The organism is Ruminococcus sp. XPD3002, assembly GCA_900119535.1.
In the GTDB taxonomy this organism is placed as follows: domain Bacteria; phylum Bacillota; class Clostridia; order Oscillospirales; family Ruminococcaceae; genus Ruminococcus; species Ruminococcus flavefaciens_H.
This window is the reverse complement of the sequence record FPJT01000004.1, coordinates 247,856-262,546: the sequence shown is the minus strand read 5'-3', so window position 1 is coordinate 262,546 and position 14,691 is coordinate 247,856. Positions and strand designations below refer to the sequence as shown.

At 45.9% G+C, this 14,691-nt stretch carries 12 protein-coding genes; 10 read left to right on the top strand and 2 right to left on the bottom strand.

All coding sequences use genetic code 11. The features are described from left to right. Nucleotides 1-130: 130 nt before the first annotated feature. Complete coding sequence (locus BT127_RS05545) at nt 131-1,279, top strand: hypothetical protein (RefSeq protein ID WP_075424031.1); 1,149 nt, start codon at nt 131-133, stop codon at nt 1,277-1,279. Nucleotides 1,280-1,324: 45 nt separating this feature from the next. On the opposite strand, the gene BT127_RS05540 is transcribed toward BT127_RS05545, so the two are convergent. Then, on the bottom strand, nt 1,325-2,653 hold the full coding sequence (locus BT127_RS05540; RefSeq protein ID WP_075424030.1) for a hemolysin family protein: 1,329 nt from the start codon (nt 2,651-2,653) through the stop codon (nt 1,325-1,327). A 392-nt stretch (nt 2,654-3,045) separates the two neighbouring features. Between BT127_RS05540 and BT127_RS17145 the strand changes: the two genes are divergently transcribed. The 6 genes from BT127_RS17145 (at nt 3,046) to BT127_RS05515 (ending at nt 9,416) form a co-directional block, all read left to right on the top strand. After that, the gene (locus BT127_RS17145) at nt 3,046-3,180 is read left to right on the top strand and encodes a hypothetical protein (RefSeq protein WP_318257162.1); all 135 of its coding nucleotides are present in this window, start codon (nt 3,046-3,048) and stop codon (nt 3,178-3,180) included. A 24-nt stretch (nt 3,181-3,204) separates the two neighbouring features. Continuing rightward, nucleotides 3,205-3,756: a 4'-phosphopantetheinyl transferase family protein gene (locus tag BT127_RS05535; protein ID WP_075424029.1), complete on the top strand. Its 552-nt coding sequence runs from the start codon at nt 3,205-3,207 to the stop codon at nt 3,754-3,756. Continuing rightward, nucleotides 3,753-4,436 (top strand): response regulator transcription factor, encoded by a 684-nt coding sequence (locus BT127_RS05530; protein ID WP_075424028.1) that lies wholly within the window; start codon nt 3,753-3,755, stop codon nt 4,434-4,436. Before BT127_RS05535 ends, BT127_RS05530 begins: the two co-directional genes overlap by 4 nt. Continuing rightward, nucleotides 4,429-6,093 carry an ATP-binding protein gene (locus BT127_RS05525; protein ID WP_075424060.1) on the top strand — a complete coding sequence of 555 codons (1,665 nt, stop codon included), beginning with the start codon at nt 4,429-4,431 and terminating at the stop codon, nt 6,091-6,093. The genes BT127_RS05530 and BT127_RS05525 overlap by 8 nt, the downstream gene beginning before the upstream one ends. Before the next feature lie 11 nt (nt 6,094-6,104). Further along, entirely contained in the window at nt 6,105-6,878 is a 774-nt protein-coding gene (locus BT127_RS05520) for a histidinol-phosphatase (RefSeq protein ID WP_075424027.1), read from the top strand. Between the two features lie 156 nt (nt 6,879-7,034). Then, on the top strand, nt 7,035-9,416 hold the full coding sequence (locus BT127_RS05515; RefSeq protein ID WP_075424026.1) for a glycoside hydrolase family 94 protein: 2,382 nt from the start codon (nt 7,035-7,037) through the stop codon (nt 9,414-9,416). A gap of 354 nt (nt 9,417-9,770) precedes the next feature. Here the strand turns inward: BT127_RS05515 and BT127_RS05510 are convergent, their stop codons facing one another. Further along, nucleotides 9,771-10,736: an exonuclease domain-containing protein gene (locus BT127_RS05510; protein ID WP_075424025.1), complete on the bottom strand. Its 966-nt coding sequence runs from the start codon at nt 10,734-10,736 to the stop codon at nt 9,771-9,773. 331 nt (nt 10,737-11,067) lie between these two features. On the opposite strand from BT127_RS05510, the gene BT127_RS05505 reads away from it, so the two are divergent. The 3 genes from BT127_RS05505 to BT127_RS16725 all read left to right on the top strand — a co-directional run bounded on the left by BT127_RS05505 (nt 11,068) and on the right by BT127_RS16725 (nt 14,630). Then, a complete protein-coding gene (locus BT127_RS05505) occupies nt 11,068-11,247 on the top strand; it encodes a DUF1540 domain-containing protein (RefSeq protein WP_075424024.1) in 180 nt (59 codons plus the stop codon). A gap of 523 nt (nt 11,248-11,770) precedes the next feature. Beyond that, nucleotides 11,771-13,516 carry a DUF6583 family protein gene (locus tag BT127_RS05500; RefSeq protein WP_075424023.1) on the top strand — a complete coding sequence of 582 codons (1,746 nt, stop codon included), beginning with the start codon at nt 11,771-11,773 and terminating at the stop codon, nt 13,514-13,516. A gap of 256 nt (nt 13,517-13,772) precedes the next feature. Beyond that, nucleotides 13,773-14,630 (top strand): hypothetical protein, encoded by an 858-nt coding sequence (locus BT127_RS16725; protein WP_075424022.1) that lies wholly within the window; start codon nt 13,773-13,775, stop codon nt 14,628-14,630. Nucleotides 14,631-14,691: the final 61 nt, after the last annotated feature.

Below are 14,691 nucleotides of genomic sequence, written 5' to 3'. Positions count from 1 at the left end.
TTTTTAACTGTAGATCGTCCGATTTGTTTGCATTTATTATCAAAATATACGAAATAATGTGGATTTATTGACTTTATCCCCTTTTAAACTGTATAATAGATTGTGGATTAATTATTCGGAGGTAAAAAACATGAAAAACAGAAAACAAATGATCAAAATGATCGCTGTTATCCCTGCGGCACTTATACTCACAGGCTGCGGAAGAACAGCGATCGACGTGAACGACTATGTTGATATAGAATGCGAAGGCGCTGATACAAAGGGTACAGCTACATGCACTGTAGACTTCGCAAGAATGGTCGAGGATAATCTTGAGCTTTTCGGACTCGATGAAGCAAACGAAGTTAAACAGAACGGCATTGTTACCAATATCGAGAGCAACCTTACAGGTAAGCTTGACAAGGAAGAGGAACTCTCAAACGGCGATACAGTAACCTTTAAGTGGGATGATTCAGGCCTTGAAAAGCTTGAAAAGAGATACAAGAAGGTAAAGTTCAACGTTTCTGACAAGGCAATGGAAGTTACAGACCTTGAAGTTCCCGAGGAATTCGATCCTTTTGAATATCTGACCGTTAACTTTGAAGGATATGCTCCTAACGGAGAGGCAATTCTTTCTGCTTCGGATCTTCCTGTAAGCGGTATAAATTTCACAGCAGACAAGACAGAAGGCCTCAGCAACGGCGATGTAGTTAAAGTAACATTCGGCGATGCGGACTGCGAGGAGCTTTGCTTCGAGCAGGGTTATGTCCCGACAGCTACAGAAAATGAATATACTGTAGACGGACTTACTTCATACATCCAGAATATAGATGATGTCACTGAGGATGCATTCAATAAGATGGATTCTCACGCTCAGGATGTCCTAAAGGCACACGTAGCTGATAAATGGGTTAACAAGAATGGCCTTAAGAAGATAGAACTCATCGGAAACTATCTCCTTACTCCAAAGGATCCTTCTATCTATACAAGCTTACATGACAAGCTCTATTTCGTATACAAGGTAACTGCAAAGGACGAGACAAAGCCTGATGACGATAAGGCAGAGTTCAGCTATTACTACTATTCATCCTACTCTGAGATAACACTGCTCCCTGACGGTACATGTTCATTCGACCTCGGCAGTATCGAAACTCCTATAGGTTCATGGTTCACTTCCGGTGCAGACTTCAAGAGAGGTGATCTCATATATTATGGTTATGAGGACCTTGATTCACTGTTCAACAACCTTATAACAGCAAATATCGATTCTTACAATTACGAATCAACAGTTGAGGAATAACAATAAAGCCATAAAGAGGTGTGATGCTTCTTTATGGCTTTTCTTTTAATCTTCGGTTTCTTCCGTATCGGTCTCTGCTGTCAGCTTTTTAACTGTACAAAGCTCTATTCTGTGATGGCGTATCTCCTGTATCTCAACGTGAAGACCGTCCTTTTCTATGGTGAACCTTGTACCGTCCTTTGGTATCTCGCCAAGTTCGGACATTATATAACCGCTGAAGGTGTCATACTTGTCCGCAGGAAGTGTGATATCAAGCTCCTCGCAGACATCGCTGAGGGGAGTGATACCGGGGATAGACCATGTATCCTCGGATATCTTTTCAAAGGTGATATCAGGCTCGTCCAGTTCATCATCGTCGAACTCGCCCACAAGCTGTTCAACAAGGTCCGTAACGGTTATTATACCTGTCATGCCGCCGTATTCATCAACTACTATAGCGAAGTGGTCGGCGCCGTTCTTTTTCATCTGAGCGAAAAGCTGGTCGGCTTTCATATTCTCGTGTACGAAATAAGGCTCACGAACTGCATTTTTCATTATGTTCTCGCGGCTTTTATCGTCAAGACGGAAGTAATCCTTTGCTTTGAGTATTCCCACTATGTTGTCAACGCTTTCGCCGCATATCGGGAAAATGGAATGTCTTGTGCGGTGAATGGTCTCTTCCCAGACTGATACATCGTCGTTGCTCCAGAGTACGGAAACGTCGGTACGGTGGGTGCATATCTGCTCAGCGGTCATATCATCGAATGCGAAGACGTTCTTGATGATACGGTTCTCGTCCTCGTCAATGGTACCGTTTTCGGCACCTGCATCCGACATCATCATTATCTCTTCCTCTGTAACGGGAGTTTCCTCCTTCTCGGGATCGATGCCCATGAGACGCAGGATACCGTTTGTTGATGCGTCAAGGAGAAATACGATCGGCTTGAAGAGCTTCTGGAAGAACGTTATTATACCCGACACCCTGAGAGCAAGCTTTTCGGGATCCTTCATAGCGGCGCGTTTCGGAACGAGTTCACCGAACACCAGTGTAATGAATGACAGCAGCAGTGTTATGAGAACTACCGATACCGAGCGTATCGCATCAGGTGAAATTCCGATACCTGTTCTGTCGATGAGTTCAGCGAGTCTTCCTGCGAAGTTATCCGCAGCGAAAGCAGCACCGATGAATCCTGAAAGGGTAATAGCCACCTGTATCGTAGCAAGGAACCTTGTAGGCTGATCTGTCAGCTTTTTGAGCCGTACAGCACGTTTATTCCCGCTTGCGGCAAGCTTTTCAAGGCGAGTATCGTTAACTGAAACGACGGCTATCTCCGCACAGGCGAAGAAAGCGTTAAGTGCGATAAGTATTATTTGCAGTATCAACTGCCCAAACATAAAATTCATCCTCCGTAATATGAACGGGTTGCTACCCGTATTAGTGATAGATCATTAACCTCCAAAAGGCACAGCCCGTCACAAAACAGTGCAGACTATGCCTTGCCGATCTATATAAAACGAAGAAATTATCGGGATAACTGCCGTCCGCGGCACTGTCCATCAGAGCTTCCACCTCCAAAAGAGAAATTTAATATATTATATACCATATTTGAGCAAATGTCAAGGGGTTAGGAACAAATAGCGTGAAAAACGGGTTTTGGTTTTTCGTGAAATGAGTCTGAAAGTTTTTGGTAGACACACCGCAAAGAATGTGATATAATTAATGTGTATTCAGTAACTGCCATCAGGCGGTTATTGCCCCGAACAAAATTTATAAAGGTAGTGATACTATGATAGTTCTTCTGGATATTTTAATAGCATGTTTGTTTTTAGGCGGATCTGTTTTTTGTTTTCAGCATGCATATCAGCTCTCTCAGAAAAAGAAAAATGAAAATAATGAAAAAGATGACGATGACAGGGACTGATATACGTCTTTCGGAGTTACATTTATGATAATGATCTCACTTCTGGAAACAGAAAAAAACCAGCAGCATCTTCACGCACATAATCTGCTGAGAGAATGCCTTAAGGCATACGGAAAAGAGTACAAAGGCGAAGCGGAGCTCTCCGTCGGCGAACACGGAAAGCCGTATCTTACGGCGCATCCCGAAATACACTTCAATCTTTCCCACAGCAGCGGCATCGCAGTCTGTCTTACAGCTGAGCATCCCTGCGGAGTGGACTGCGAAAAGGTAAGGAGCTTCCGCGAGAACGTTGTAAAAAGAGCTTTCTCCGCTGAGGAACAGGCGCAGATCGAAGCTGCCGCACCCTCTGAGCGGGACCTGCTTTTCTTCCGCCTGTGGACGCTTAAGGAAGCCTACGTCAAGGCTATAGGGATAGGTATATCCTATCCCCTTAACGAGGTCAGCTTCAGACTGGACGGAAACAGTATAGAGTGCAGTATCACAGGATGCCGCTTCCGACAGTATATACTCCGTGGCGGAGGATATGTAGTATCGTCCTGCATCCTTGACGAGAACAAAAAGGGAGGTCAGTTATGATTTATATGCTTGAAGATGACGAAAATATCCGTAATTTCGTACTCTATGCCCTTAACAACTCGGGACTTGAAGCAAAGGGCTTTGAACTGCCATCGCAGTTCAGGGCGGCAATGACAGATGAACTGCCCGACCTTGTGCTACTTGATATAATGCTCCCCGAGGAGGACGGCCTTTCCGTACTGAAATCCATACGAAGCGCTCCCGAAACAAGTGCTCTCCCCGTTATCATGCTGACCGCGAAGAGCACAGAATTCGACAAGGTCGCAGGACTCGACAACGGTGCCGATGATTACATAGCAAAGCCCTTCGGCACTATGGAGCTGATATCACGTATAAAGGCGCTTCTGCGGCGCACCTCGGGAGAACTTCAGCAGAGCAGCGATTTGACCGCAGGCGCACTGAGAGTATGTCCCGATAAACATTCAGTCTATGCCGAGGGAAAACAGGTCAGTCTCACCCTTAAGGAGTATGAACTCCTTCTTCTTTTGATGAGGAATAAGGGAACTGTATTCAGCCGTGAGGCACTTCTCAGCAAGGTGTGGGGATACGATTTTTCAGGCGAGAGCCGTACAGTGGATGTTCATGTGCGTACCCTCAGAGCAAAGCTCGGCAGCTGCGGAGAGCTGATACAGACTATCCGCGGAGTCGGATACAAGGTCGGTGAAGATACAGGTGACTAAAAAAATACTTACAGGGATACTGACCATTTCCACCGCATCTGTAATACTTGCCATTCTTCTCATAACGGGATATATGCACAGATACTACTCGGATCTCGCCGAGACCGAGCTTGAAAACAGCGGCGACCTTATAGCCTCGGCTGTGGAATACATCGGTGATGAATACCTTGATAATACTGACCTCAGTGAATTCCGTGTAACCTGGATAGACAGCAGCGGAAATGTGCTTTTCGATTCCGAAGAGGACGCCTCAAAGCTCGAAAACCATGCTGACAGAAGCGAAGTCATTGAGGCAATGGAAAAAGGCAGGGGAAAGTCCTCTCGCTATTCCAGTACCCATATGCGTACTACAATTAATTACGCAATAAAGCTCAGCGACGGCAGTATAATCCGTGTATCCGATGACCACGTCTCATACCTTGCAAGACTTGCATCCATACTGGACAAGATACTGCTCATGCTTCTTGCTGCTGCTGCTCTTGCAGTTGCCGCAGCATTACTTGTTGCACGTCATATAGTACGTCCCATAAATAATATAGACCTCGACCACCCTGACGAACACAAAAGCTACAAGGAACTTGCTCCGCTGCTTTCAAGGCTCCGCGCACAGAACGGACGTGTGAACCGTCAGATACGTGACCTGCGAAGAAGTCAGGAGCAGTTCGTACTTATCACCGAAAGCATGAACGAGGGACTCATCATCGCCGACAATAAGTCAGTGATGCTCGCCTGCAATTCCGCCGCATGGAAGCTCATGGGAAGTGAAAAGCCTGCGGATAATGCAAGTATCTTCTCACTGGACCGCTCCGAGAAGTTCAGAAGATGCATACAGGACGCTATGGGCGGAAAACGTTCGGAGTGCATAATCAGTACACCTCAGGGAGAACGTCAGATAATGGCAAGTCCTGCAAAGAGCGTGAATATCGTCAACGGTATCGTCGTTATCATCATGGACGTCACCGAAAAGCAGGAACTTGAAGTAATGCGCCGTGAATTCACCTCAAATGTTTCCCACGAGCTGAAAACTCCACTGACTACCATATACGGCATATCCGATATGCTGGCAAACGGCATGGTGAAACAGGAGGACGTTCAGTCCTTCGGCGGAAATATAAGAAGCGAAGCGGACAGACTCATAACTCTTATAAATGACATAGTTTCGCTCTCTAAACTCGATGAGGACAGCATTCCCCGACGTGATGTTGATATGGACCTCTATGAGCTTGCAGAGGAAATAATCAAGCGGCTGAGGCCTAATTCCGAACCACGCGGCATAACGGCTTCACTCAGCGGCGAACATGTGGTTTTCAGGGGAAACAGTACAGTTATCGACGAGATAATATACAACCTCTGCGACAATGCCATAAAGTATAACAAAGAGGGCGGAAGCTACAGCGTTGAGATAAAGAAGCTTCCGAGAAAAGCTGTCATAAAGGTCAGCGATACGGGAGTCGGCATCCCGGCAAAGCACATCGACCGCATTTTCGAGCGCTTCTACCGCGTTGACAAGAGCCGTTCACGCAAGGTCAAGGGTACGGGACTGGGACTTTCAATAGTAAAACACGGCGTACTGTATCATAATGGTACCGTACGTGCCGAAAGCAAGGAAAACAGCGGCACTGTATTCACAGTTGAACTGCCGCTGAGAACTATCTAAGGAGTGTTAACATGCTTGCAAACTATCATACACATACTTACAGATGCAGACACGCTGAGGGCGAGGACAGGGAATACGTAGAGGCTGCAATAGAAGGCGGACTTAAAGTACTCGGTTTTTCGGACCACTGTCCCTGGGTTTTCCCCGACAGATACGCTTCCGCTATCCGTATGGACGAGGGACAGGTCGAGGACTATTTCACGTCCCTTACTGCGCTGAAAAAGGAGTATGCAGATGATATAACCATATACATCGGCTTTGAAGCAGAGTATCTTCCTCCACTCATGGAAGCGCAGGAAAGACTCCTTGAAGGCTATCCGCTGGACTATATGATAATGGGACAGCACTTCGTCGAGCCTGAACCCTTCGGCGATTATATGGGACGTCCCACAGACAGCGAGGAAGTACTGAAACAGTATATCGATTCCATAATAGCAGGCATGGAAACGGGAAAATACAAGTACGTTGCTCACCCCGACCTGCTTGCATTTGAGGGGGACAGGGAGATATTCCGAAGTCATTACAGCCGTCTCTGCCGATACCTTAAGGAGAAGAGTATCCCCGTTGAGATAAACCTTCTCGGAGTTCGCAATTTCCGCCACTATCCCTCGGATGAGTTCCTTGCAATGGCACATAACGAGGGCAATTCCGCAATAATAGGCTGCGATGCACATCAGCCCGAGCTGCTGAACTATAAGGCGGGAGTCGCAATATGCGAGTCGCTTGCGGAAAAGTACGAGCTTCCCCTTGTGGACTACCTTGAAAGTCTCGGACCTGAAAAGTGAGATGTGTTTAACGCCTGTACATTTTTCTCGCAGTCATTTTCCAAAAATATTGGAAAAAACCCTTGAAACAGAGCTGAAAAAATGATATAATGGATTTAATATTATTCCGCAGAGAACAGGGAATGGCTCGCGGAGGGAAAAAGGAGTATTTTATCTATGAATTTCGGATATTTTGATCTTGAGAACAAAGAGTATGTTATCACAGATCCTGCTACGCCCTCACCCTGGGCAAATTACCTCGGTGATCCCGAGTATGGTGCTATGATTTCAAATAACGCCGCAGGATACAGCTTCGTTAAGTCGGGCGCTAACGGACGTATATCACGTTTCCGCTTCAACTCGACAATGGCTCTTCCGGGACGCTATATCTATATCCGCGACAACGAGGACGGCGACTACTGGTCCGCTTCATGGCAGCCTGTAGGCAAGCCCCTTGACAAATACAAGAGCGAGTGCCGCCACGGTACTGCATACACAGTTATATCCGCAGATTATGCAGATATCAAGTCTGAGACAACTTATTACGTACCATACGGCAAGACCTATGAAGTATGGCGCACAAAGATAACAAACAACAGCAGCAAGGAGAGAAAGCTTTCTGTTTTCGGCTTTGTAGAGTTCACAAACGAGGATAACTACGAGCAGGATCAGGTAAACCTCCAGTATTCGCTGTTCATATCACAGACTAAGTTCGTTGATAACCGCATCATGCAGACTATCAGCGAGAACGGCGGTGATGATCGCCGCAGCCGTTTCATCGGCGTTGTGGGAGCTCCCGTATGTGCAAGCAACGGCGACCTCAGCAGCTTTATCGGTCCCTACAGAACTTACTCTAACCCTATCGCTGTAGAGCGCGGAAAGTGCGACAACGTTATGAACTTCAACAGCAATTCATGCGGTGCGCTCCAGTCCGATATAACTCTTAAGGCAGGCGAGACTATTGAACTCACTTACATAATGGGACAGCGTACAAGTGATGAAGCTGCCGCTATCCTTGACGAATACAAGGTACAGGGCAGAGTTGACGCTGATATCAAACAGCTTAAGGACTACTGGCATGGTCAGCTCTCAAACTTCAAGGTCGAGACTCCTTCCGACGAGTTCAACAACATGATAAACGTATGGAACGCTTACCAGTGCTTCATAACATTTATCTGGTCCAGAGCAGCATCCTTCATCTACTGCGGACTCCGCAACGGTTACGGCTACAGAGATACAGTTCAGGACATACAGGGTATCATCCATCTTGATCCCGAAATGGCTGCTGAAAAGATCCGCTTCATGCTCTCTGCTCAGGTAGATAACGGCGGCGGACTTCCGCTCGTTAAGTTCACACATAACGCAGGTCACGAGAATACTCCTGATGATCCCGATTACGTAAAGGAAACAGGTCATCCTTCATACCGTGCGGACGATGCTCTCTGGCTCTTCCCGACAGTTGTTAAGTACCTCGGCGAAAGCGGCAACAGAGCATTCCTTGATGAGGTCATCGTATACGCAAACGGCGGCGAGGACACTGTTTATGACCACCTTAAGAACGCTATCCGCTTCTCTATGGAGCGTCTCGGTGAGCACGATATGCCGGCAGGTCTCCACGCTGACTGGAACGACTGTCTCCGTCTCGGTGCAAAGGGCGAATCCACATTCGTTGCATTCCAGCTCTATTACGCAATGAGCGTTATCAGAGATATGGCTGAATACAAGAACGATAAGGAATATATCGCATACATAGATGATGTACAGGCTAAGCTCGGCAAGGCACTTGAAAAGTGCTGGGATGACGACCGTTACATCCGCGGAATCCGTGAGGACGGCGTTATCGTAGGCGCAAAGAAGGATCCCGAGGCTAATATGTGGCTCAACCCACAGAGCTGGAGCGTTATCTCACGCTTTGCTCCCGAGGACAAGGCTGAAAAGGCTATGGAAAGCGTACACGAGATACTCAATACACCATACGGTGCAAAGCTCCTTGATCCGCCTTACAAGAAGCACTATTTCGACGGTGCTCTCATGCACATATTCAACGATGATACAAAGGAGAACGGCGGTATCTTCTCGCAGTCACAAGGCTGGCTGATACTTGCTGAGTCTCTTCTCGGACACGGCGACCGTGCTTTCGAGTACTTCATGGAAAGCTCTCCTGCTGCAATGAACGATAAGGCTGAGATACGTGTTATGGAGCCTTACGTACATGGTCAGTTCACCGAGAGCAAGGCTTCTCCTTACGAGGGCCGTGCTCACGTTCACTGGCTCACGGGTACTGCATCCACAGTAATGGTAGGATGCGTTGAGGGTATCTGCGGAATGCGTCCCGACCTTGACGGACTGGAGATCGCACCTGCTATCCCTGCATCATGGGACGGATTCAGAATAGAGAAGAACTTCCGCGGCAAGAAGCTTAACATCAGCATCGACAACTCCGCACACGTACAGAGCGGCGTAAAGGAACTCACACTTAACGGTGAAAAGCTTGAAGGCAATTACGTACCTGCCGATAAGCTTGCTGACGTAAACGAGATAAAGGTAGTTCTTGGTTAATTTCAATGCATAATTAAAGGCGGACCGAATGGTCCGCCTCAGCTTGTAAAAAAAGAGGGAACGCCCTCTCTTGCAGGGCGTTCCCTCTTTCAAAACAGTCCACCGGACTGTTTTGAAATTCACCCTTTGCGGAGCGCTTCGTATTGCAGGGCTCTGCCCTGCACCCGCCAAAGGCTCTGCCTTTGGAATCCGCTAAAGGGATAGCATCCCTTTAGAATCCCCAAATTAATGGTTTCAGGCTTTTTTGACACTTTCAGGTTGAACGTTCTGCCTGACTTTTTTGCATGATTTCTTTGGATGAACAAATCGTAACAACAAACAGCCATTCCGAAAGGAATGGCTGCTTTCATACGTTTATGCTGTTACCGAACTGCGGTATTTGGTACATACCTTCACGAGAGAATCACCGAAGGAATACCGCGAGAACCGAACGACCTGTCTTGCCGATCTTCCGCGGTTTGGATCGTAGTTGCATTCGGGTATGACCTTTATCGAACCCGGATACATGAATATCACCATAACGAAATCGTTTTCGTTCGGGAACTTGTTCATGACCTTGATGATATTGTATCTGAGCAGTATGTACTCGTGCTTAAGCTCGTCTGTGCTCAGATTGTTATAGAAATTGCGCTCTTCGGCGGACATCGATATAGAAAACGCAAGCTGGAGCCTTCTCTCCTCGTCGGCGTTCTTTTTGGCAAGAAGCTTGTCGATACGCTCCTTTTTAAGCTGGATGAAGCTGTCGTTTGAAGCCATATCTGCCGTGTATGCAGCCTTGTGGATATAGTAGAGCGCCATTGCGTCGTTATATGCGTTATGGAAGGAACCGTGCTCGGGAGTATATCCGCATACGGGAGCGAGTTCCTCTATGCTCACAGCCTGCGGAAGGTCCATTATATGTATGATAGGTTCCTGTATATCGCGGATGTATGTGCTTATGGTCTGTATATGCTCCGAGTTCTTGTTCATCCTGATATGAGCGTTCATATCGGAAATAAGTCCGGGCCTATCGAAATTTCCCCATACATACAGCTTTTTTATGTCGTATTTTTTTATCATTGAGACTACGTTTTTAAGAACATTGTTGCTGTCATCGGAAGAATTTATCTCCTCCTGAGTGAGTTTGGTAAGCTCGCGGCAGTGGCGGCTCATTTTGTGTATTTTGGCAGGTCGTGCTGTACTGTAATATGTATCTGTTATGTTATATTTCTCATCACAGACTATAATACCAACGGAAAGCATCTCGCAGCCTGTTCTGCCGACGCCTCCACCGCAGGTGAATTCAAAATCCGCAAAGCAAAGATGATCATGCTCTGCCACTTTTATCCCTCCTGATATATTTTTTTCATGTTTTCATGACTTCGGCGCAAAAAAATGTACGTTCATCGCCTAAATGAAGCGGACATAAAGCCGAAAGTCAGCCCCTCTAAGATATTATATCAGATTATTCGGAAAAATGCAACAATTTTTGATAACATAAGGTATGTATCAATGCATAAAGTTTGTGCTGACTTATCGTGAAGTTTTTGCGGAAACGGAACATTCTTGATAAACCGTGAATAAAACAGCTTTAATGATACATAATATGTATGCGCCCTTTGATCGGGGTACTGTTAAAATTCGTCTGCCGAAAGGCGGAAAGGAGCTAACTATGGAGAACAGAAAAAAGAACGAACACGTAAAATGTACCGTATCGCAGTGCAGACACAATCTGGTGACAGATCCATACTGCTCGCTGGACTGCATATCAGTGGGAACACACGAACCTGATCCCGAGGTCCCCGAATGTACAGACTGTAACTCGTTTGTAAAGAGAGACGGCTGCTGCTGAGGATATCCGAACGAAGTCCCTGTGCTATACAGGGACTTCAGCTTGTCAAAAAGTATGGATTCATAAGGGAACGCCCTCTCTTGCAGGGCGTTCCCTCTTCCAAAACAGTCCACCGGACTGTTTTGAAATTCACCCTTTGCGGAGCGCTATAAGGCTATATGTGGGGCTTTGCCCCAACCTAACCGGTCCGTCCCCTCTGTCAGCTTCGCTGACATCTCCCCACACTGTGGGGAGTCACCCCACCAAAGGCGCTGCCTTTGGAATCCGCTAAAGGGATAGTATCCCTTTAGAATCCCCAAATTAATGATTTCAGGCTTTTTAACATTCTCAAGTCCCTGTGCTATACAGGGACTTTTCACATATCTATCATATTCTTGTTCACCGTTCTTTCAAACTGTTTACAGCATTTATACAATTCATTATTTTATATTGACTTTTGTAAATTGCTATGTTAATATAAAGGCATGCGAGGGGGAAAGTCCTCTTCACGAAAGTAAGGATGAATTATCAGGAGGAAAAAGATATGGCTAAAGAGTATAATTTTGATACAGTGTCAGGCGTAGAGAACGTCTCAGGCAAAAAAGGAAAGAAGATTGCAGGCATTACTGCAGGCGCACTTGCTGTTGCAGCAGTAGGCGGCGGTGCAGCTGCTTACAGCTTTTCGGACTATGTTAAGAATCAGGTAAACCTTCGTGTAATGAAGCCTCAGAGCTATTATGCATGGGTAAATGAAGAAAACTCTAAGACCACAGCAGAAAAAGCTGCTGACAGATATAAGCAGTACGTAGAGAACCTTAAGAGCGGTCAGACCGTCAAGGGCGATCTTACATTTGAACTTTCAAAGGAATGCAAGGATATGCTCTCTGAGGAGCTGGCTTACGGCGATGACGAATACGTTGATATCATCAAGAATATCGATTCTCTGAATTTCAACATGAACAGTTCTTCAAAGAAGGGCGTTATGGACGCTGCATTCTCATTCGGCATCAACGGAAACACTATCGTTTCAGCTGATTATGCCCTCGATCCCGAGAATATGGACTACTTCTTCCGCATTCCCGAGCTTACTGAAAAGTGGCTTGCTATAGATGCAGATTCCTTTACAGAGGAAATGACCGACGAGCAGTCCCGCAAGATCTCCAACGCTTACAAGGAGTTCATAAAGGATCCCGAGTCGTTCCTTTCACCTGACGAGTTCCAGGACGTCGTTGAGAGATACATGGGTATCTGGAACAAGTCTATTGAGGAAGTTACAGAGGAGAAGAACGAGAGCGTTGACATCTGCGATATAACTGTTGAGTATACAGCTCTTACAACTGTTCTTGACGGCGCAAAGCAGAAGGAGATCGCTGAGAATGTCATCAACGAACTGAAGAACGACGAAGTTATCAAGAAGATAGTTGTTGATAAGATCGGTCTTTATACAGAGGAAGAGTACGCTGAGAATCTTGACGAAGAACTCGAAAACATCAGTGAAGATGCAGAGACTCTTACAGTAGTTACATATGTTGATCCAAAGGGCGAGATCAGAGGTATTACCGCAAACGAAGGTGAATCCTTCGGCGTTAAGCTCCTTGCAGGCAAGGACGACGATCAGGTCCGCGGAGAGTTCGAGGTAAATGACGACGGCGATATCACAAGCGTAAAGGTCAAAGCTACCGAGAACAATGACAAGTATACAGGCAACGTTGAGATCTTCTCGGAGGATACTACAACTACAGTGGATTTCACTGATTTCGAGATAGTAAACGAGGAGACATGCTTCTTCAATGCTGATCTTACAGTAAATGCTGAGGACGAGGAGCCTTTCTCTGTAAAGTGCAGCTCTGACGGCAACTCACAGGAAGTGACCGCAGATATCGAGGTTGACGGAGTTAACTACGGCAAGCTCAAGCTTGATCTTTCAGTTGACAAGAGCGCTTCTCCTGAAACACCTTCAAAGGACGATGCATTCGTATTCGATCCCGAGAACAGCGAGATAAAGGACTATGTATCAAAGGATGAGTTAAGCAGCTTCATCAATGATGTTATGACAAAGATAGGCTTCTCAAAGGAGACAGCAGACTCTTCCGCTTCTTCTTTTGCAGCACTCCTTTACGGTGACTATTCTTCAATGTTCGGCGATTATGATCCGACTGACAGCTACAAGGATTTCGATGACTCGGATCTTGAAGATTTCGAGTTCGACAGCTCTGCATTCGAGGGTGCTGACTTCGATTTCAGTGATCTTGATATGGACAGCGAAGACTACGATTATTTCAAGTTCTGATAATATTCTGCTGCCGTTCCTAAGGGGACGGCAGTTTTATGGACTGAAATAAGAAAATCGCCATAGTGATACAGCAGTTTATACAAGCTAAGCATTGTTTTTTTATACAATATTAATATTAAATTGGAGCGATAATGCATAATGATTAAATAAACTTAATTTTATTCGCCCCGTTTTTCTTGACACTCAGTCGACTCTGAGATATAATATGACAGGTCAAAAGATATAAAGCAATTATTTTCAGGAGGAAGAAAAAATGAAAAAGAAACTCATCGCTATCTCACTCGTAGCTATGCTCGGACTTTCAGGCTGCGGCTTGACAGGTACATCAAGCTCATCAAGTGAGGCATCTGTAGCAGAGGAAACTACTGCTGAGGAAGCAACCACAGAAGCTGCAACAGAGGAAGAGACAACCGAGGCAGCTACAGAAGCTCCTACAGAGGCTGAAACAGAGGAGGAAACTACCGAGGCTGCAACTGAAGAAGAGACTGAGGAAGATTCAGACAAGGATTCAGCTGATAAGGGTTCAGCTTCCGCAAAGCCTGTTGAAGGTCTCAGCGATAAGTATGTTGATTTTGACAACAGAAGCTTCGCTTATAACGGCAAGGTATTCACAGTAGGCGAAAGCACATTCCAGGATCTCGTTGACGGCGGCGTTGCTTTCAAGGAGGATGACCTCAATAACATAAACAACAACGTTAACAAGAACCACAGCACTTCAACATACACTGTAAAGATATCTGACTATTCAAGCATCCAGTTTGAATTCATAAACTGCACAGACGATAGTATGCAGGAAAAAGACTGCGTTCTTTCATCTGCAAGATGGTATACTATCTATGTTCCGCAGTTTGCTGACGATCAGAAGCGTAACGATGATATAATTGCAGATCTTGAGAAAGCTGCAGAGGTTGTAAGCTTCTCATTCCCACTTACACTTAAGAAGGACGATCTCCTTGCACAAGCTCCAGACTATACTGATTATAGCGAAGGAATGGAGCAGTATTCATATCAGGTCGATTCAACAAAATATTTTGGCGGAAGCGGATATAAGTTTGAATTCAACAAGGATATCGGCCAGCTTGAAGAAGTTTATATCACTTGGCTTCCATAAGTTGATACGTATACCGAAAGTTAATACATACTTACCAAGGGAAGTACTTTTGATGAAGTGC

Coding starts and splice junctions, on each gene's coding strand:
- BT127_RS05545 (WP_075424031.1), top strand. CDS start 131: ATGAAAAACAGAAAACAAATGATCAAAATGATCGCTGTTATCCCTGCG.
- BT127_RS05540 (WP_075424030.1), bottom strand. CDS start 2,653: ATGTTTGGGCAGTTGATACTGCAAATAATACTTATCGCACTTAACGCT.
- BT127_RS17145 (WP_318257162.1), top strand. CDS start 3,046: ATGATAGTTCTTCTGGATATTTTAATAGCATGTTTGTTTTTAGGCGGA.
- BT127_RS05535 (WP_075424029.1), top strand. CDS start 3,205: ATGATAATGATCTCACTTCTGGAAACAGAAAAAAACCAGCAGCATCTT.
- BT127_RS05530 (WP_075424028.1), top strand. CDS start 3,753: ATGATTTATATGCTTGAAGATGACGAAAATATCCGTAATTTCGTACTC.
- BT127_RS05520 (WP_075424027.1), top strand. CDS start 6,105: ATGCTTGCAAACTATCATACACATACTTACAGATGCAGACACGCTGAG.
- BT127_RS05515 (WP_075424026.1), top strand. CDS start 7,035: ATGAATTTCGGATATTTTGATCTTGAGAACAAAGAGTATGTTATCACA.
- BT127_RS05505 (WP_075424024.1), top strand. CDS start 11,068: ATGGAGAACAGAAAAAAGAACGAACACGTAAAATGTACCGTATCGCAG.
- BT127_RS05500 (WP_075424023.1), top strand. CDS start 11,771: ATGGCTAAAGAGTATAATTTTGATACAGTGTCAGGCGTAGAGAACGTC.
- BT127_RS16725 (WP_075424022.1), top strand. CDS start 13,773: ATGAAAAAGAAACTCATCGCTATCTCACTCGTAGCTATGCTCGGACTT.